We start from the raw sequence: 17,596 nt of genomic DNA, 5'->3' as shown, positions 1-17,596 counted from the left end.
AACGTAAACCGCATGCATCGGGCTTTTGAGCGCCACCGCACACTCTTTTCCACACAGTTATCCACAGACACTGTGGATAGCGGAAAAAGTCCATACGAATCCGCGCATTAGCACGTAAACTTACGAAGGAACTTCGCTTTATTCAGATGGACTAAGACGCCTCTTAAGTCAGCGCGTGCAGAATTCGAGGCCTTCCTCTAAAAGAGTTTGAAGGATGTAAAGAACTGCTCGGCTTGCTCCCGCGGTGGCGCTTTGTCTGACACGATTGCGACTTGATAGACATGCGCGCCTCGCGCGACGAAGCGCGCGTGAATCGTCCGTGACTCGCGCCTCTCCCCGCCTTCTCCCTTCACTTCGATCTCGCTGCCGAACACGCGCCCGCCCGCTGCCAGATCGACCTGCGTCGCGCGGGCTTCGGGCTTCGCGTTCACGTTGCGCGCGAGACCCTGCTGAAGGAAATCGAGCGTCGCGCGCTGCAATTGCGGATCCGCGCTCGGCAGCACCACCGTGCCGACGGCGAAAACGGCATCGCCCGCTTCGGCGGTCTGCATGCGCATGGTCATCGATTTGCCCGCGATTTCGATCTTCCGCTCGTCGGAGCGCGGCTTCGCGGGCAAGGTCACTTCGTAGCCATCGTCGTTGTTCATCACGGTGCGCCAATCGTACGAGGGCGTGCAGGCGAGCAGCGCGCCGCATGCGACCGATGCGCACACCACTCTGCGCGCCGGGACGATCTTCAGAAGAAAGCGCGAAGCCGCGCGTCGAAAATGGAATGGAAACACGGAGAAAACTCGCTTCATGACGAACCGCTGCGTGAAAACCATCATTATCGCGCTGCAATGCCCGGCTTATCGGCACGTCACGAACTCATCCTGAAATTGGCGCTAAAATACGCAGCAGTCTCCGTTGCGGCTGCGTCCGCCGTTCGCCGGAGAGCATTTCGAGGTTCCTCATGTCCCAAGCCACGCAAGAAACATCCACGCGCGCCAAGAGCCCGCTGCGCTATATCGTGATGGCGCTCGTCGCGGGCGTGATCGCCTGCACCGGGTATTTCGCGTTCGGCGGCCAGCAGAAAGTGCCGGACGCCACGTTCACGCTTCTCTCGGGACAGAAGATCTCGACATCGGGCGACCTCAAGGGCAAGGTCTATCTCGTCAATTTCTGGGCGACGAGCTGCGAGACGTGCATGAAGGAAATGCCCCAAATGATCGACACGTACAACAAGTTCAAGGGCCGCGGCCTGGAGTTCGTCGCGGTGGCGATGAACTACGACGCGCCGATGTACGTCAGCAATTACGCGCAGACGCGCAACCTGCCGTTCAAGGTCGCGATGGACGACGGCAGCGCCGCGAAGCAGTTCGGCAACGTGCAACTGACGCCGACGACGTTCGTCATCGACAAGAACGGGAAGATTTTGAAGCGCTATGTCGGCGAGCCGACGTTCGCGGAACTGGATCAACTGCTCGACAAGGCGCTCGGTTCGGCCTGAGCGCTTCCGAAATCGGAGAAGAAGCCCGCTGGCGACAACAGCGGGCTTTTTTTATCGCTCGGACGACTCGCCTTTCACGACGATTCCGTACCGTTTGATCTTCTCGTAAAGCGTTGCCTTGCCGAGCTGCAGCCGATCCGCCGCCACCGCGACCGCGCCGCCGCACTGCTCCAGCGCTTGCGCGATCATGGCGCGTTCGAACTGCTCGGTGCGTTCCTTGAGCGATTGCGTCGATGCATCGAGCGCCGCCGCGCCGCCGCCGCCGTCGAGAATGCCGAGCACCATGCGGTCCGCCGCGTTGCGCAGTTCGCGCACGTTGCCGGGCCAGTCGCGCTGCATCAGTTCGGCGCGCTGACGATCCGTGATGAGCGGCGCGGGCCGCTCGTAGCGCACGGCGGCATCGAGAAGAAAATGCTCGAAGAGCGGCACGATATCTTCGCGGCGCTCGTTGAGTGGCGGCAGCGTGATCGTCACCACGTTCAGCCGGTACAGCAGGTCGCGGCGGAACGTGCCATCGGCGACGAGCTCGTTCATGTCGCCCTTCGCCGCCGCGACGACGCGCAGATTCGCGCGCACCGGCTGATTCGAGCCGAGCCGTTCCAGCACGCCATCCTGCAGCACGCGCAGCAGCTTCACCTGCAATGAAAGCGGCATGCTCTCGATTTCGTCGAGAAAAAGCGTGCCGCCCGACGCATGCTCCAGCTTGCCGACGCGCCGTTTCTGCGCGCCGGTGAACGCGCCCGCCTCGTAGCCGAACATCTCCGATTCGAACATCTGCTCCGGCAGCGCGCCGCAATTCACCGCGATGAAAGGCTTGTCGCGCCGCGGCGACATGTCGTGCAGGCTGCGCGCGATGAGCTCCTTGCCCGCGCCCGTATCGCCGTTGATGAGCACGGACGCGTCCGTCGGCGCGACGTTCGCGATCAGCCGGCGCACCTGTTCGATCGCCGGACTGCGCCCGATGATGCGGCTCTGCCCCGCGCCCGCCAGTTCGCGCCGCAACGCCTGATTCTCCAGCACGAGCTTGCGGCGCTCCAGCGCGCGCCGCACGGCTTCGATCAATCGCTCGGAAGCGAACGGCTTTTCGATGAAATCGTACGCGCCGTCGCGCATCGCCTGCACGGCCATCGAGATGTCGCCGTGACCGGTGACGAGAATCACCGGCACTTCGGGCGCGCGCTCGCGGCATTGCGCGAGCAGATCGAGACCGCTCGCGCCGGGCAGGCGGATATCGCTCACGATCACGCCCGGGAAACTCGCGTCGACCGCGCGCGCCGCGGACTCGACGCTGCCGTGGCCGGTCACGTCGAAGCCCGCGAGCTGCAGGCTTTGAACGCTCGCGCGCCGCACGAGCTCGTCGTCCTCGATGAAGATCACCTGCAAACCGGTGGTCATGTCTTGCCTCTGCAAAGTGTTACGCGCGGCGCAGCGTCAGCACGAATTCCGCGCCATGCGAATGGTCGGCGTCGGCCTGCGTGCCCCCTTCTGGACCGTCCGCGACGATCGGCGCCTCGCGGTTGCGCGCGACGAGCGTGCCGCCGTAATCGCGCGCGATCGCCGATGAAATCGCGAGGCCGAGGCCCAGGCCCTGACCCATTTCCTTCGTCGTGAAGAACGGCTCGAAAAGACGCGGCAGCGCATCGGCGGGAATGCCGGGACCATTGTCGCGCACGATGAGTTCGACCGTATCCGCGTGCGCGTTCAGCTCGATGACGATGCGCGGCCTGTCGCACGACGCGACCGCGTCGAGCGCGTTGCCGATGAGGTTGATGAACACCTGCTCGAGCCGCAAATCCTCGCAGCGCACGAAAACGGGCGCGCTGTCTTCGGCGAGCTCCGGCGCGATATCGATGACAGCGTTCTTCATGCGCGGACGCAGCATCGAGAACACATTGCGCAGCGCCCGCGCGACGTCCGCGCGCGCGTTCTTCGGCCGCGCCTTCGTGACGAACAGCTTCAACTGGTTCGTGATGTTGCCCATGCGCTCGGTCAGCGACGCAATCGCTTCGAGATTTTCGCGCGCCGCCGCCTGATCGCCGCGATCGATCAGCACGCGCGTGTTGTCGGAGAAACTGCGCAACGCGGCGAGCGGCTGATTCAGTTCGTGCGTGATGCCCGCAGCCATCTGGCCGAGCGCGGCGAGCTTGCTCGCCTGAATGAGCTCGTCGTGCGCGGCGCGCAGGTCCTGTTCCGCGCGGGTGCGTTCGTTCACTTCCTTCGTGAGTTGCGCGTTCGCCGCCGACAGATCCGCCGTGCGCTCCGCGACGCGCTGATTCAATTCGGCATACGCCGTCTGCAGCATCTCGCGGCTCCGGATCATCTCGCGCACGCGCGCACGGCGCATGCGCCAGTAGAACGCGAGCAGGCACAGCGAGACGAACACGAGCGCGGTGACGATGACCGCGTTCTGCGCGGCGCTCTCTACGGGATCGAGCGCGGCCATCGTGATCAGTTGCCAGTCGGGTTCGCCGATCGAACGATGCGTCGCGAGATACGCCGGGGCGTTGCGCCCGCCGCCGACGCGCACGATCTGCGCGCTGCCTTCCAGCGTCTTCACGATGGTCATCGGCAGCGGCGTGATCGCTTGCTGCGCGTACTGGCGCGTCGCATAGACGGACGCCTCGATGTTCTGCGGCAGCGGCCGAACCGTGTGGTATTTCCACGCCGGCACCGACGAGAGAAAGATCACGCCGTGATCGTCGGTGACGATGAGCGGCTCGGACGCATCCGCGCCCTGGAGCCATTCGAGATTCAGCTTCACGACCACGACGCCGATGATCTCGCGCGCGCCCCCGTGCTCGTTTTCCCGATATACCGGCTGCGAGATGTAGTAGCCGGGCTCGGTCGAGATGGTCCCGATGCCGAAGAACCGGCCGACGCCGCCTTTCATCGCGTCGATGAAATACGGCCGGAAGTTATAGTCCACGCCGACGAAGCTGTCCGCCGCGTTCCAGTTGCTCGCCGCGACACTGATTCCGTTCGCGCGGATCAGATATGTGACGGTGGCGTGCGCGCGCGCGTTGAGATCTTCGAGATAGCGGTTCGCGCGTTCGACGCTGGCGCGATCCGGATGATCGAGCACGTCCTGCACGACCGGATGCCGCGACAGCAAATACGGCAGATATTCGTAACGGTCGAGCGTGCTCTTGAGCGTATTCGTCGTGCGATCGACGCGCGCGGCGGCATTGAGCCTCAGTTCGTCGATGCCGCTTTGCCACGCGAGATGCCACGTGAGCGCGCAGCACGCCACGAGCGCGGCGAAAAGCGCGAAAAACACGAGGATGCGGCGCGACACGTGAGCAGATTCCCGCGAGAGAGGATCTGCCATTGTGTCATACGCCTGGGCGCGATCAGCCGCCGAAAACGGCTGCGGCGAAGCACTCGCAGACTGAGGCTTCGCCGCTTGCATGATCGCGTGTCCGGGAATCGCTGATGACGTGCTTACGCCGACTTCGCTTCTTCGGTGTCGGTCACGTCGACATCACGCGACAACGCCGCTTTCAGCTTGCTCCGGTCGAGCTCCTTCTCCCATGCCGACACGACGACCGTCGCCACGCCGTTGCCGACGATATTGGTCAGCGCGCGGCATTCCGACATGAAGCGGTCGATGCCGAGAATCAGCACCATGCCCGCGAGCGGAATCGTCGGCACGACGGCCAGCGTCGCCGCCAGCGTGATGAAGCCCGCGCCGGTCACGCCGCTCGCGCCCTTCGACGTGAGCATCGTGACCGCGAGCAGCGTCAACTGCTGGCCCCACGAGAGGTCGGTGTTGGTCGCCTGCGCGATGAACAGCACGGCCATCGTCATGTAGATGTTGGTGCCGTCGAGGTTGAACGAGTAGCCGGTCGGCACGACGAGACCCACGACCGAACGCGAGCAGCCGAGCTTTTCGAGCTTGAGCATCAGTTGCGGGAGCGCCGCTTCCGACGACGACGTGCCGAGCACGATCAGCATCTCTTCCTTGATGTACGCGACGAACTTCAGGATCGAGAAGCCGACCATGCGCGCGATCGCGCCGAGCACGAACACGACGAAGATGATCGACGTCAGATAGAACGTGCCGATCAGCTTGAGCATCGGCAGCAGCGAGCCGATGCCGTACTTGCCGATGGTAAACGCCATCGCGCCGAACGCACCGATCGGCGCGAGCTTCGTGATGATGCCGACCATGCCGAACAGGATACTCGACAGACCTTCGATGAACGTCGTCACCACCTTGCCGCGTTCGCCGATATGCGCGAGCACTGCGCCGAACAGCAGTGCAATCAGCAGGATCTGCAGGATTTCACCCTGCGCGAACGCCGACACCAGCGTGTCCGGGATGATGTGCAGGAAGAAGTCGACCGTGCTCTGGCCGTGCGCCTTCGTCGCGAAGGAATCGACGGCCTTGTGGTCGAGCGTCGACGGATCGACGTTGAAGCCGACGCCCGGCTTCAGGATGTGCGTCGCGGCGAGACCGAGAATCAGCGCGAACGTCGACACGATTTCGAAGTACAGCAGCGCCTTGCCGCCGACGCGCCCGACCTTCTTCATGTCCTCCATGCCGGCGATACCGGTCACGACGGTACAGAAGATGATCGGCCCGATCACCATCTTGATGAGTTTGATGAATCCGTCGCCGAGCGGCTTCATGTCGGTGGCGAGAGCGGGATAGAAGTGCCCGAGCGCGATGCCGATGATGATGGCCACGATCACCTGCACGTACAGGACTTTATGGATAGGTTTTTTCACGATGTTTCCAGGCAATGACAAGCAGTTGGCGGAAGTAGGGCCAGCGGCGAGCGTTGACGCGCGGAAGCGTTCTGGATGCGCGGATGAATCTGTGGGATGCGCACGCCGAATCGCGCCGCGTAAGCGATAGCCGCTTCGTCGACGGATTCAGGGACGTTTGGATGCGAGAGGGGTCATCGGCGTGTCTCCTTGACTTTTATGGGCGGCTCATGGGCCGTGCCACTTATATCGCAAGGGGAATGCCAGTTTTAAGCTTCGCTTAAGTTTATGATTTTTCGAGATTTTTCTTAGCGCGGCGCGGCGCGGCGTCCGGGTTTCCGGAAATCCGGAATGCGGGTGTCTGGCGTTCTGGACGACGGTGGCGCTCATGTGAGCGATCGGCGGGCCTTTCCGGCGCGATCGCCGGGTTGTGTTCGGCCTAGTGCACGGATAACAAAAAACCCACGGTCGCCCGTGGGTTTTCTCTGCGAGCCGAGCCGCCGGGTCCGCTCAAACCACGCCCGCTCCATGCGCTTGCAGATCCGCGTGATAGCTCGAACGCACCATCGCGCCGACGGCCGCATGCGTGAAGCCCATCTTGTACGCCTCTTCCTCGTACATCTTGAACGTATCCGGGTGCACGTAGGCTCGCACCGGCAGATGGTGCTCCGACGGCTGTAAATACTGTCCGATCGTCAGCATGTCGACGTCGTGCGCGCGCAGATCGCGCATCACCTGAAGAATTTCCTCTTCCGTTTCGCCGAGACCGACCATCAGCCCCGATTTCGTCGCGACTTCCGGATGCAGCGCCTTGAAGTCCTTCAGCAGCTTCAGCGAGTGGTGATAGTCCGAACCCGGACGCGCTTCCTTGTAAAGACGCGGCACCGTTTCGAGATTGTGATTCATCACGTCGGGCGGGGCGGCGGTCAGAATGCCGATCGCGCGATCCAGACGGCCACGGAAATCCGGCGTCAGAATCTCGATGCGCGTTTCCGGAGAATGCTCGCGAACCTGCCTGATGCATTCGACGAAGTGCGCCGCGCCGCCATCGCGCAGATCGTCGCGATCGACGGACGTGATCACCACGTACTTCAGTTTCAGCGCGCCGATGGTGCGCGCGAGATTCAGCGGCTCGTCCGCGTCGAGCGGATCGGGGCGGCCGTGGCCGACGTCGCAGAACGGGCAGCGGCGCGTGCACTTGTCGCCCATGATCATGAACGTCGCCGTGCCCTTGCCGAAGCACTCGCCGATGTTCGGGCAGCTCGCCTCCTCGCACACCGTATGCAGGTTGTGCTCACGCAGAATCTGCTTGATCTCGTAGAAGCGCGAGTTGCCCGTCGCGGTGCGCACACGGATCCAGTCCGGCTTCTTCAGCTTCTCGATCGGGATGACCTTGATCGGAATTCTCGACGTCTTCGCTTGTGCCTTCTGCTTTGCAGTGGCGTCGTAAGCGGTGGGCGACGAAGCAGAAGCGGCGGTATCGCCAGCCAGGTTTGCGGTTGCGTCAGTCATTCGGTCGATCCGGTTGTTGCAGCGGCAATTGCGGGGAGGCCGCCGATTTGAAGCGCCAGCCGTTCGGCCAGCACGAGAGCTACGTCGCGCCAGTCGGCCGCGACGCCGAGCGTCGCCATGTCGACCGTTTCGAGCCCCGCGTAGCCACACGGGTTGATTGCGAGGAACGGCTGCAAGTCCATGCGCACATTGAGACTCACGCCGTGATAACTGCAGCCGTTGCGAATCTTGAGTCCGAGCGCGGCGATCTTCGCGCCTTCATGCAGTTCGTGCAGACGAACGTTCGGATGTACTTCGGCCTGCCGCGCCGATGGCCGCGCCACGTAAATGCCGGGCGCGCCGGCCTTGCGGTCAGTGGCGAGATTATACGTCGCGAGAGTTTCGATCACGGCCTCTTCGATGCGCCGCACCAGCTCGCGCACCATCAGCTTGCGGCGGCGCAGATCGATCAGCAGATAAGCGACGATCTGCCCCGGTCCGTGATACGTGATCTGTCCGCCGCGATCCACCTTGACGAGCGGAATGCCGCTTTCGGCGAGCAGCAGATGCGCCGGATCGCCCGCGAGACCGAGCGTGAAGACCGGCGGATGCTCGACGAGCCAGATTTCGTCCTGCGTATCGGGCGTGCGGGCGTCGGTGAAGGCGCGCATCGCGTCGAAGCTCTCGCCGTACGGCTCGAGGCCGCGCCAGCGCAGCGCGACCGGAAACTCACCGGAACTGAGCACGGTGTCGGGCGCGTCGTGGATTTCGTGTGGGACTGCGAGCGGTGTGGCGGACATGGTGCCGGTAGTTTACCGAAATAGGCCCATGCCCGCCGATGGTGAATTCGCATGCCTGCGATGGCAAATTCGAATAGTTGACGCTCAGACGGTGCGCCATCCCGAGCGCAGGCGCTGCGCCAAACGCTCGATGCGCGTCGAAACCCAGTGCATCGCGCGCTCGTCGCAACGCGGCAGGATCGTGAAAACGACGTAGGCCGGACGGTCGCCCTCGACGGAAAGCCAGAGCCGTTCGCGTTCGCGCAGCCTGAGGTTGTCGCCTGGCACGAGCCAGTAATCCTCGATGTCGTTGCTGCGCGTCGCCCAGACGGCGCTTCCTTGCACACTCAGGCGCGTGCCGCGTGCGATGCGCATCGGCACGGTTTCGCCAGGCTTGATTTCGAAAGTGACGCTTGTTGATATTTCTCGCATGATCCACTCCGCCAAGGGAACGTTTCGATGACTACAATCCTAGGCGTGACAAGGCATCAGGCAAAACGATCAATTTTCACCGCTATGTGAGCTGTATTCACAACGATAACGCCGAGAATCCACATGGACCTCCGCCAGCTTCCCGCGCTGAACGCGCTGCGCGCCTTCGAGGCCGCCGCCCGACACGAAAGCTTTTCCCGCGCCGCCGACGAACTTTTCGTCACGCACGGCGCGGTCAGTCATCAGATTCGCGCTCTGGAAGCCGAGCTCGGCGTGTCGCTGTTCGCGCGCGACGGCAAGCGCGTGCGTCTCACCGAGCGCGGCAAGCGGTACGCCACCGAAGTGCGCGCGGCGCTCGTCGCGCTGGCGGAATCGACGCGCCGCATCCGCTCGGGCGACCGCGACCGGCGCCTGATCGTGTCGATGTTGTCGTCTTTTTCGGCGCGCTGGCTCACACCGCGCGTTGGACGGTTCATCGAGAAACACCCGGAAGTCGATCTCGAATTGCTGTCGACGAACGCGCTCACCGACTTCAACCGCGACGACGTGGATGTCGCGATTCGCTTCGGCTACGGCAAGTACGCGGGGCTGCACACGGAGGAATTGCTCGACGAAGTGTTCTTTCCGGCCTGCTCGCCGAATTTCCGGGGCGGCGAGCTGCCGCGCGTACCGCGCGATCTCGCGTCCACGCCGCTCTTGCGGTCCGACGAGGAGTTGTGGCGCCCGTGGTTCGACGCGGCCGGACTCGCCGATCTTCCCGAACCGAAGCGCGGCGTCTTGTATGAGGATTCGTCGAATCTGCTGCAGGCGGCCATCGACGGTCAGGGTGTCGCGCTCGTGCGGCGCTCGCTCGCGATGCAGGAGATCCTGGCGGGACGCCTCGTGCGGCTGTTCAACGTCGACGGCCCGAGCCCATGGAAATACTACTTCGTGTGCCCGACGGCGCTCCTTCAAACGAAGCGCGTACAGGCGTTCAGAGAATGGGTTTTCGAGGAAGCCGAGCAGTTCAGGCTGCTCTACGAACGCACGCCGGCCGTGTGCGATGCGCCCGCGGGCAAGATCAAAGCACTACCTTGACCATCGGATGGCCGGTCAGCGCGCGATAGATGTCGTCCAGATGCGCGCGGTTCTGCGCCCGCACGGTACAGGTGAGGCCGGTGTAGTTGCCGCCGGACGACGGGCGCGCTTCGACACGCGACGCATCGAAGTCTTTGTCGAAGCCCTTGAGCACTTCGACGATCGTGTCGTGGAATTCCGGATGCGTCTTGCCCATCACCTTGATCGGGAAATCGCACGGGAAGTCGAACAGTTCGTCGGCGCTGTGCTTCGCGCTGTCGGTCGGATCGGTGGATTGCGGTTTCGAATCGGTCATGACTTTCTCCTTCACTTCGCGCCGTTCCGCTCTTGCGCGAATTCGCGCGCTTTGGCCTGCTGGTAGGCGTCGTACAGTGCAGCATAGACCGGGCCGGGGCGGCCGTCGCCGACGCTCTTGCCGTCGAGCGTCGTGATCGGCATGACTTCCTTGGTCGCGGAGCTGATCATGATCTCGTCGGCCGAACGCAACTCGGCTTCGGTGATGTCGCGCTCCTCGAAAGCAATGCCCTTCTCGCGCGCCAGCTCCTCGATCAGCCCGTAGCGGATGCCTTCGAGAATGCGCGGTCCGCGCGGCGCGCCCAGCAGCGTGCCGCCCTTCACGATCCATACATTTGAGGACGAACCTTCGGTAAGCAAGCCGTCGCGCAGCTGGATGGTTTCGAGCGCATCGTTTTCGGCGGCGTGCTGCGCCATCAGCACGTTGCCGAGCAGCGAAATCGATTTGATGTCGCAATGCAGCCAGCGTTTGTCTTCGGCGGTCACGGCCACGGCGCCGCGCGCGCGATCCGCCATGCCCGGAAACACGAGCTGGCCGAGCATGACGAACACGGTCGGCGTGATGCCCGCCGGGAACGCGTGTCCGCGCCGCTTCGCGACGCCGCGCGTCACCTGGATATAGACGAGCGCGTCGCCGTTGCCGGCGTTCTCCTGAATGGCGCGATCGATCAGGGCACGCCAGCCGGCCTCGTCGAACGGATTGTCGATGCGGATCTTGCCCAGACTGCGATCGAGCCGCGCGAGATGCTGCCTGAGCCGGAATGGCAGGCGCGCGCCATCGGCTTGCGCGTAGAGCGGCACGACTTCATACACGCCGTCGCCGAAGATGAACCCGCGATCGAGCACGGGAATGCGCGCTTCGGAAAGCGGCCCCCACTCGCCGTTCAGATAGACCGTCGGATCGAATACTTCGGCTTGGCTCATCGGGACCGCTCCTTTTTCAGCTCGTCGATTACTTGCGCTTTTGCCACCACAGCAGCGCCGAGTCCCACAGGCGGCCGAAGATGCCCGCTTCCGGCACGTCCTGCAGCGCGACGAGCGGGAACTGCGCGACTTCCTTGCCGTCGGCGACCATCTTGACGGTGCCGATCTGCTGACCCTTCTTGATCGGCGCGACGATGAGATTGTCGTGCGTGACGGTCGGCTTGACCTTCTCGCCGAGCCCCTTCGGCACGGTGATGTACTGATCCGTCGTGACGCCGGCCTGCACGTTGTCGGCCGCGCCCTTGTACACGCGCGGCGATTCGATCACCTGATTCGCCTTGTACAGACGCAGCGCGTCGTACGCGGTGTAGCCGTAGTTCAGCATCTTCAGGCTGTCCTGCACGCGGTTGTGCTCTTTCGGCTCGCCCATCATCACGGCGACGAGACGGCGGCTCGCGTCGGGCACGCCGACGAGCGAGCGCTTCGCGGTCGCGATCAGGCAGTAGCCCGCGGCCTTCGTGTGGCCGGTCTTGAGGCCGTCGACGGTCGGATCGAGCCACAGCAGGCGGTTGCGGTTCGGCTGCTTGATCTTGTTGTAGGTGAAGTCCTTCACCGAGAAGATGCTGTAGTACTCGGGGAAGTCGCGGATGAGGCGCGTGGACAGCACGGCGAGATCGCCGGCGGTCGTGTAGTGCTGCGGATCTGGCATGCCGTTCACGTCGGCGAAGTTCGTGTTCTTCATGCCGATGCGCTTCGCCGCCGCGTTCATCAGCGTCACGAAGTTGCCTTCGCTGCCGCCGACGAGCTCCGCGAGCGCGATGGCCGCGTCGTTGCCCGACTGAATGATCATGCCGTACACGAGATCGTGCACGGTGACCGGCTTGTTCGCTTCGATGAACATGCGCGACTCGTCCGTGCGCACGCGGCGCACGGCCTCGCTCGGCATGACGGTCTGATCCATGTTGATCTTCTTGGACTTCAGCGCATCGAAGACGAGATACGCGGTCATCAGCTTCGTGAGCGATGCGGGCTCGACGCGTTCGTCAGGATTGCCCGACGCGAGCACCTGATTGCTGGTGGCGTCGACGAGCACCCACGAACGGGCCGTCACTTCGGGCGGCGCGACTTGCGCGAAAGCGCTCGCTGCGGCCAGCACGGCGGGCAGAACGAGAGCAGCTTTTGCGGAAACGGAAATAGAAGGAAGAGACAAGCCGGAAGGGACAAAGCGCATAGGATCGATCGGCGGAAAAAGCACGCTGCGACGATGACGATCGAGGATCGGATGATCGGCGAAGCACGGGTTGAACAGGCTGACCGTCGCTGCCGGTCGGGCTTTTCGCCAGGACAGCGGCACGCGCGGCGCCGCGGCGAAGAAGCGCTCGTTCGACAGACGGACGCAAAAACGGTTCTCTGAAGCCGGGTTTCGACGACCGCGATGCGTTCACGAGAACGTCGCGTGGCCGGAAACAGTGAAAAAATTCTGCGCCATTATACGCGCGGGCCGCTTCCGTTTTCCTTCGATTCTGCGCAGTCGACGCTCGTTTTAACGTTTTTCAGGCTACGCCTAGCCGGTTTTACCGATCGACGCGCGAGCGCGCGCAAAGCCATTCGAAGACCTTGCGCGGCTCGCTGGACGAAGGACCGCTCAACGCCAGGCGTCGACGATCACGCGCTTGAGAATATGCAGCTTGCGGTGGAAGAAATGCTCGCCGCCCGGGATCACGACGACCGGCAGTTCCTGCGGCCGCGCCCAGTCGTAGACGGATTGAATCGGCACGGTGTCGTCGACTTCGCCGTGGATCACGAGCGTGGTGTCGGGCACGGGCGCGACGTCCCAGCGGCTCGCCGCCGTGCCGACGAACACCATGCGCTCGATTTCCTTGCCCGCTTCGAGCATGCGCTTCGCGACATGCGACAGCACGAAGGTGCCGAACGAAAAGCCCGCGAGCACGAGCGGCACGTCGGCCTGGCCGGGTTGCGCGCGCATGTGATCGATCAGCGCGAGCAGATCGTCCTGCTCGCCGATGCCGTTGTCATGCTCGCCGCCCGTCTGCCCGACGCCGCGGAAATTCGAGCGATACGTCACGTAGCCGAGTTGAACCATGGTGCGCGCGAGCGTCTGCGCGACCTTGTTGTCCATCGTGCCGCCGAAGAGCGGATGCGGATGCGCGACGAGCGCGATGCCGCGCGCGGGTCGGCCATTGGCATCGGTGCGGTCGAGCGCGCATTCGATCTTGCCGACCGGCCCGTCGATCAGGAATTTTTCGGTTTGCGCGTTCATGCGGGTTGATCGATCAGAAGACGTTCGACGATTTTGCCGTTGGCCAGATGCGAGTCCACGATTTCGTCGATGTCGGTTTCGTCGACGTACGTGTACCACGTGCCTTCCGGATACACGACCACCACCGGTCCCAGTTCGCAGCGGTCGAGGCACCCCGCCTTGTTGATGCGCACCTTGCCTTCGCCCGCGAGGCCCAGTTGCTTCACGCGTTTTTTGGCGTGCTCCTGCATGGTCTGCGCGTTGCAGTTCGCGCAGCTAGGACGCGGCGCATCGGCATCGCGCTGGTTCAGGCAGAAAAACACGTGGTACTTGTAGAAGGAATCCATGAGCGTGGTGCGGTGAGAGTGTCGGTCGATTATAGCCAGCGATGTTCGTGCCCGCTCCTTATGGGGAGCGGGCGTCGCGGCGCGCGCGGCGGCGCGCGAGCCACGCGCGCTCCGCCGCCGACGCGAGCCAGCCGAGCGCCGCATACGGCCACACCCATGCGAGCCAGTGCGCGAGGCCGTTGAAATGCAGATAGCGTCCCTGCCGCCAGTCGGCGAGCACGATGTCGAAATACGGATTCACCGGCAGCAGATTGACGAGCGCGAGCGAGACGACGAGCGCCGCGCCCGCGAGCGCCGCTCTCAGGCCGCGCGGCAGCGACACCGACAGCGCGCCCAAGATCGTCGCGATGGCGATGCCTTCGAGCGCGCCGTCCGTCGCCCAGTCGAAGGTCAGGCCCGCGCGCGATTGCAGGAAGGTCGCCCCCGCTTTCGCGAAGATCGTCATCGCGATCAGGCCGAGCATCAGCCGGATGCGCGGCGCGCGTTTTCTCGTGAGCAGGGTCGCGAGCACGAGCGCCGCGAACAGACCCGTCGACGTGATCAGCGCTTCCCATGTGTCGTCCGGCAGGAGCGCGCCCAGCCGGTCCGGCCAGCTTTCGACGTCCCACGCGGCGGGCGTCCACGCGAGGATCGCGTCCTGCATCGCCGGATCGAGCTCGTCCCACAGCACGCGCGGCAGATCGCCGCCGCCGAAGAGATACGGCGCGGGGAACATCGCCGCGAAAGGCCAGAGCGCGGTCAGCCCGAGGACATAGGCCGCGTCGCGCTCGAACCAGGCGAAGCGGATGCGCCGCAAAAGGCCGCGATCGAGCAGCGCGCTCGTCGCCGGCGCGATCAGCACGCCGCCGACGAGCGCGCCGAACGCATTGGCGGCGAGATCGAGATTCGATGCGACGCGCGTCGGCAGATACGTCTGGATCGCTTCCATCGTGCCGGAGAGCAGCGCGCCGCCGATCAGCGCCGCGCCCACCGCGAGCGTGCCGCGCACGCGCGGATAGAGCGCGAGCACGATCAGCGCGCCGAGCGGCATGTAGCCGAGCACATTGGTGACGACATCGAAAACGGTCAGATATTGCGGCAGCGGATCGAGCAGAAACGCGAGCGGGCTCAGACCGAGCGAGCGCCAGCCGGAAAACGGATAGAGCGAACCATAGACGACGAGCGCCGCATACGCGGCGAGCGCCTGCCGGGAAAACGCCGACGGGCGGCGCTGCCATTGCTTGATCGTCATGAGCCGCCCGGACGCCTTCGTGCAGGGCGGAGGGTGAAGCTGCCGAAGATCATCGTGAAGCGGAAAGGGGCTGCGCGGCGAGCCACGCGGAAAGTTGCGCGATCACGTCGTCCGATGCGGCCGCGAGCGCCCGGGCGCCGCCGGGCGCGTCGGCGCTCGGTGCGGGCGCGCTCGCGGCGAAGCTGCGCTGGCCGACCACACGGCCCTGCTGCGTGAGCGTCGCGCGCACCGACACGAGCCCGTGGCTTTGCTCGGGCGCGTCGAAAACCTGCTCGAAGCTCGTCAGCTCGACTTCGAGCAGCGGCACGGCGCGCACCGGATCGGCGCCCGACAGGATCGGGCCGCGTGCCGCGAGCGCCTCGCGCAGGCGCTGCGTCAGCAGTTGCGCGGGCGGCATCGTCCAATGGCTGTTCGAATAGTTTCCGGTGCGCTGTGCGTCGACGTAGCTCAACCGATACGCGAACGCGTCGCTTTCGAGACTGCGCGGCGCGGCCACGGCGAGCACTTTCACCGGCGGCATCGGCAAGCCGCTGGCGCTCGCGCTGGCGGCGGGCGTCGCGCCGAGGTCGTAACGCGCGTCCGGCATCGCGGTCGAGGTCGATCCGCACCCCGCGAGCAAGGTGACGCAGCCGAGCGCGAACGCCGCGATCGCTCCTTTCATGTCGATGTCTGCCATGTCGTTGTCTCGATCAATGCGCTGCTTTCGCGGGCCACGTGAAGCCCGGCTCGCCCGGTCCGGGCTCCTTCTGCGGCGCGCCGAAGAGCACGCTGCGCGGATTGGTGCTGAACGCGTCGGCGGCGCGATCGACGGAACGCGCCGCCGCGCTCACGTCGTCGCTGAACGAGTAGAAGCGCGGCAACGCCTCGAAGCCGACGCGCGCCGTCACGAAGCGCAGCGATTCGTTCATGTCGGCGAGCGCCGCGCTCGCGTCTTCCGCGGCCTTGCCCGCCTTGTTCAGATTGGTGACGAATGGGCCGTCGGGCCGATTCAGGTTCTGCACGAACTTGTTGGTCGAGGCGAGCGTGGCGTCGATCTGCTTGAGCGTCTGCGGCAGTTGTGCAGTCGCGGGCTGGACCTGGCTCGCCAGTGTCGCGATGCCGTCGGCCGCGCCCTGCAGGCTCTTCGTCGTCGCCATGAGCTGATTGCGCACGTCGTCGGAGAGGAACTTGTCGGCGTCGTCGGCGAGGCGCTCGAACTTCTTCAGGATCACGTCGCCGCGCTGCTGCAACTGCTCGAACAGGCCCGGGCGCATCGGCACTTCGGCAACGTGCTGCGGCGACGAAGCCAGCGCGGTCGGATCGTTGCCGGTGTCGTCGAGTTGCACGAACGCGATACCCGTCACGCCCTGAAAGCCGAGCGTCGCGAAGGTCGAGTGCGTCATCGGCGCGTTCTTGTCGACGAGAATGCGGATGCGGATCTGCCCCGGATGACTCTTGTCGAAGCTGATCGACTGCACCTTGCCGACGCCCAGACCGCGATAGCGCACGGCCGCGTCCGTGAAAAGTCCGGTGACATTGGTGCGCGCGATGAGGTCGTAAGGCACGCGCACGGTCCGGTCCACGTTGAAGAAGAACGCGGCGAACGCGATGGCCAGCACGAGAACGATCGTGAAAAGCCCCGTCCAGAACGCGTGTGATTTGTTTTCCATCGGCAGGTTCCTCTAGCGCGCGTGCTTCGCGCGCTCACTTGTTCACGGCGATCGACGCGTCTTCGAGCGCGGACGGCGGCAGCTTCGCGCGGCGCTCGGCCGGCAAGGCCTGCAGCGCGCGGCGTCCGCGCCGCCCCAGAAAATACTCGCGGATGAACGGATGATCCACCGCGCACGCCTCCTCCACCGGCGCCGCGACGAGCACGCGCCGGTCCGCGAGCACCGCGACGCGCGTGGAGAGCGCGACCATCGTATCGAGATCGTGCGTGATCATCACGACCGTCAGTCCGAGCGCGCGATGCAGCGTGGCGATCAGATCGACGAATTCGTCCGATGCCTTCGGATCGAGGCCGGCAGTCGGTTCGTCGAGAAAGAGCAGTTCGGGCTCGAGCGCGATCGCGCGCGCAATGCCGACCCGCTTCACCATCCCGCCCGACAACGCCGCCGGCATCTTGCTCGCGTGCTTGCAGGAGAGGCCGACCATCTCCAGCTTCAACATCACGAACTCGCGGATCAGATCCTCGGGAATCTTGCCGAGCTCGCGAAACGGCTGCGCGATGTTGTCATACACCGTCAGCGACGAGAACAGCGCGCCTTGCTGAAACATCATGCCCGAGCGCGTGCGCAGCATCTTCGCGGTTTCGTCGTCCATGCGCGCCCATTCCTCGCCGAGCACGCGAATCGTGCCCGAGGTCGCCGCTTCCAGCCCGAGAATCTGCCGCACGAGCGTGGTCTTGCCCGAGCCGGAACCGCCCAGCAACGCGACGATCTCGCCGCGCCGTACATCCAGATTCAGATGCTCGTGGATCACCGTGCGCCCGTAACGCTTGGTGAGATCGCGCACTTCGATCACCGGCTCCGCGATGACGGGCGGCGGCTGATGGCGGACGGCGGTGGCGAGCGTGGTCGACAT

18 protein-coding genes are annotated in these 17,596 nt (G+C 64.5%); 2 read left to right on the top strand and 16 right to left on the bottom strand.

Features of this window, described 5'->3' with window-relative positions; translation table 11 throughout:
* Positions 1-197: 197 nt before the first annotated feature.
* Entirely contained in the window at positions 198-800 is a 603-nt protein-coding gene (locus U4Y90_RS09055; protein ID WP_321794233.1) for a hypothetical protein, read from the bottom strand.
* A gap of 152 nt (positions 801-952) precedes the next feature.
* On the opposite strand from U4Y90_RS09055, the gene U4Y90_RS09050 reads away from it, so the two are divergent.
* Positions 953-1,489, top strand: a complete 537-nt coding sequence (locus U4Y90_RS09050; protein ID WP_086966009.1) for a peroxiredoxin family protein — start codon at positions 953-955, stop codon at positions 1,487-1,489.
* A gap of 51 nt (positions 1,490-1,540) precedes the next feature.
* Here the strand turns inward: U4Y90_RS09050 and U4Y90_RS09045 are convergent, their stop codons facing one another.
* The 6 genes from U4Y90_RS09045 to U4Y90_RS09020 form a co-directional block, all read right to left on the bottom strand.
* A complete protein-coding gene (locus U4Y90_RS09045) occupies positions 1,541-2,884 on the bottom strand; it encodes a sigma-54 dependent transcriptional regulator (RefSeq protein ID WP_321794232.1) in 1,344 nt (447 codons plus the stop codon).
* Between the two features lie 19 nt (positions 2,885-2,903).
* Positions 2,904-4,898, bottom strand: a complete 1,995-nt coding sequence (locus tag U4Y90_RS09040; protein WP_415749317.1) for a sensor histidine kinase — start codon at positions 4,896-4,898, stop codon at positions 2,904-2,906.
* A gap of 32 nt (positions 4,899-4,930) precedes the next feature.
* Positions 4,931-6,220, bottom strand: coding sequence for a dicarboxylate/amino acid:cation symporter (locus tag U4Y90_RS09035; RefSeq protein ID WP_321794230.1), 1,290 nt, complete (start codon positions 6,218-6,220; stop codon positions 4,931-4,933).
* A 489-nt stretch (positions 6,221-6,709) separates the two neighbouring features.
* Positions 6,710-7,711 (bottom strand): lipoyl synthase, encoded by a 1,002-nt coding sequence (lipA, locus tag U4Y90_RS09030; protein ID WP_321794229.1) that lies wholly within the window; start codon positions 7,709-7,711, stop codon positions 6,710-6,712.
* Entirely contained in the window at positions 7,708-8,490 is a 783-nt protein-coding gene (gene lipB / locus U4Y90_RS09025; RefSeq protein WP_321794228.1) for a lipoyl(octanoyl) transferase LipB, read from the bottom strand. Before lipB ends, lipA begins: the two co-directional genes overlap by 4 nt.
* 84 nt (positions 8,491-8,574) lie before the next feature.
* Entirely contained in the window at positions 8,575-8,901 is a 327-nt protein-coding gene (locus tag U4Y90_RS09020; RefSeq protein ID WP_321794227.1) for a DUF2917 domain-containing protein, read from the bottom strand.
* A gap of 123 nt (positions 8,902-9,024) precedes the next feature.
* On the opposite strand from U4Y90_RS09020, the gene U4Y90_RS09015 reads away from it, so the two are divergent.
* Positions 9,025-9,978 carry a transcriptional regulator GcvA gene (locus U4Y90_RS09015; protein ID WP_321794226.1) on the top strand — a complete coding sequence of 318 codons (954 nt, stop codon included), beginning with the start codon at positions 9,025-9,027 and terminating at the stop codon, positions 9,976-9,978.
* Here the strand turns inward: U4Y90_RS09015 and U4Y90_RS09010 are convergent.
* The 9 genes from U4Y90_RS09010 to U4Y90_RS08970 all read right to left on the bottom strand — a co-directional run bounded on the left by U4Y90_RS09010 (position 9,962) and on the right by U4Y90_RS08970 (position 17,596).
* Positions 9,962-10,273, bottom strand: a complete 312-nt coding sequence (locus tag U4Y90_RS09010; RefSeq protein ID WP_321794225.1) for a DUF493 family protein — start codon at positions 10,271-10,273, stop codon at positions 9,962-9,964. The genes U4Y90_RS09015 and U4Y90_RS09010 overlap by 17 nt on opposite strands.
* A gap of 11 nt (positions 10,274-10,284) precedes the next feature.
* A complete protein-coding gene (locus tag U4Y90_RS09005; RefSeq protein WP_321794224.1) occupies positions 10,285-11,196 on the bottom strand; it encodes a D-amino acid aminotransferase in 912 nt (303 codons plus the stop codon).
* A 28-nt stretch (positions 11,197-11,224) separates the two neighbouring features.
* On the bottom strand, positions 11,225-12,427 hold the full coding sequence (locus tag U4Y90_RS09000) for a D-alanyl-D-alanine carboxypeptidase family protein (protein WP_321794223.1): 1,203 nt from the start codon (positions 12,425-12,427) through the stop codon (positions 11,225-11,227).
* Between the two features lie 414 nt (positions 12,428-12,841).
* Entirely contained in the window at positions 12,842-13,477 is a 636-nt protein-coding gene (locus U4Y90_RS08995; protein WP_321794222.1) for an alpha/beta hydrolase, read from the bottom strand.
* Entirely contained in the window at positions 13,474-13,803 is a 330-nt protein-coding gene (locus tag U4Y90_RS08990; protein WP_321794221.1) for a (2Fe-2S) ferredoxin domain-containing protein, read from the bottom strand. Before U4Y90_RS08990 ends, U4Y90_RS08995 begins: the two co-directional genes overlap by 4 nt.
* 58 nt (positions 13,804-13,861) lie before the next feature.
* Positions 13,862-15,034, bottom strand: coding sequence for a VanZ family protein (locus U4Y90_RS08985; protein WP_321794220.1), 1,173 nt, complete (start codon positions 15,032-15,034; stop codon positions 13,862-13,864).
* 49 nt (positions 15,035-15,083) lie between these two features.
* Positions 15,084-15,710, bottom strand: a complete 627-nt coding sequence (locus U4Y90_RS08980) for an ABC-type transport auxiliary lipoprotein family protein (RefSeq protein WP_321794219.1) — start codon at positions 15,708-15,710, stop codon at positions 15,084-15,086.
* A 13-nt stretch (positions 15,711-15,723) separates the two neighbouring features.
* On the bottom strand, positions 15,724-16,683 hold the full coding sequence (locus tag U4Y90_RS08975) for an MlaD family protein (RefSeq protein ID WP_321794218.1): 960 nt from the start codon (positions 16,681-16,683) through the stop codon (positions 15,724-15,726).
* Positions 16,684-16,717: 34 nt separating this feature from the next.
* On the bottom strand, positions 16,718-17,596 hold the full coding sequence (locus tag U4Y90_RS08970; protein WP_321794217.1) for an ABC transporter ATP-binding protein: 879 nt from the start codon (positions 17,594-17,596) through the stop codon (positions 16,718-16,720).

This window comes from Caballeronia sp. J97 (genome assembly GCF_905220305.1).
GTDB lineage: Bacteria > Pseudomonadota > Gammaproteobacteria > Burkholderiales > Burkholderiaceae > Caballeronia.
The sequence above is the reverse complement of the archived record's forward strand: the minus strand, read 5'-3'. Positions and strand labels throughout refer to the sequence as shown.

Bases quoted from the DNA above. Each gene is read 5' to 3' on its own strand.
- U4Y90_RS09050 (WP_086966009.1), top strand. From the start codon at position 953: ATGTCCCAAGCCACGCAAGAAACATCCACGCGCGCCAAGAGCCCGCTG.
- U4Y90_RS09010 (WP_321794225.1), bottom strand. From the start codon at position 10,273: ATGACCGATTCGAAACCGCAATCCACCGATCCGACCGACAGCGCGAAG.
- U4Y90_RS08990 (WP_321794221.1), bottom strand. From the start codon at position 13,803: ATGGATTCCTTCTACAAGTACCACGTGTTTTTCTGCCTGAACCAGCGC.
- U4Y90_RS09055 (WP_321794233.1), bottom strand. From the start codon at position 800: ATGAAGCGAGTTTTCTCCGTGTTTCCATTCCATTTTCGACGCGCGGCT.
- U4Y90_RS08985 (WP_321794220.1), bottom strand. From the start codon at position 15,034: ATGACGATCAAGCAATGGCAGCGCCGCCCGTCGGCGTTTTCCCGGCAG.
- lipB (WP_321794228.1), bottom strand. From the start codon at position 8,490: ATGTCCGCCACACCGCTCGCAGTCCCACACGAAATCCACGACGCGCCC.
- lipA (WP_321794229.1), bottom strand. From the start codon at position 7,711: ATGACTGACGCAACCGCAAACCTGGCTGGCGATACCGCCGCTTCTGCT.
- U4Y90_RS08995 (WP_321794222.1), bottom strand. From the start codon at position 13,477: ATGAACGCGCAAACCGAAAAATTCCTGATCGACGGGCCGGTCGGCAAG.
- U4Y90_RS09015 (WP_321794226.1), top strand. From the start codon at position 9,025: ATGGACCTCCGCCAGCTTCCCGCGCTGAACGCGCTGCGCGCCTTCGAG.
- U4Y90_RS08980 (WP_321794219.1), bottom strand. From the start codon at position 15,710: ATGGCAGACATCGACATGAAAGGAGCGATCGCGGCGTTCGCGCTCGGC.
- U4Y90_RS09045 (WP_321794232.1), bottom strand. From the start codon at position 2,884: ATGACCACCGGTTTGCAGGTGATCTTCATCGAGGACGACGAGCTCGTG.
- U4Y90_RS08970 (WP_321794217.1), bottom strand. From the start codon at position 17,596: ATGTCGACCACGCTCGCCACCGCCGTCCGCCATCAGCCGCCGCCCGTC.
- U4Y90_RS09005 (WP_321794224.1), bottom strand. From the start codon at position 11,196: ATGAGCCAAGCCGAAGTATTCGATCCGACGGTCTATCTGAACGGCGAG.
- U4Y90_RS09040 (WP_415749317.1), bottom strand. From the start codon at position 4,898: ATGCAAGCGGCGAAGCCTCAGTCTGCGAGTGCTTCGCCGCAGCCGTTT.
- U4Y90_RS09000 (WP_321794223.1), bottom strand. From the start codon at position 12,427: ATGCGCTTTGTCCCTTCCGGCTTGTCTCTTCCTTCTATTTCCGTTTCC.
- U4Y90_RS09020 (WP_321794227.1), bottom strand. From the start codon at position 8,901: ATGCGAGAAATATCAACAAGCGTCACTTTCGAAATCAAGCCTGGCGAA.
- U4Y90_RS08975 (WP_321794218.1), bottom strand. From the start codon at position 16,683: ATGGAAAACAAATCACACGCGTTCTGGACGGGGCTTTTCACGATCGTT.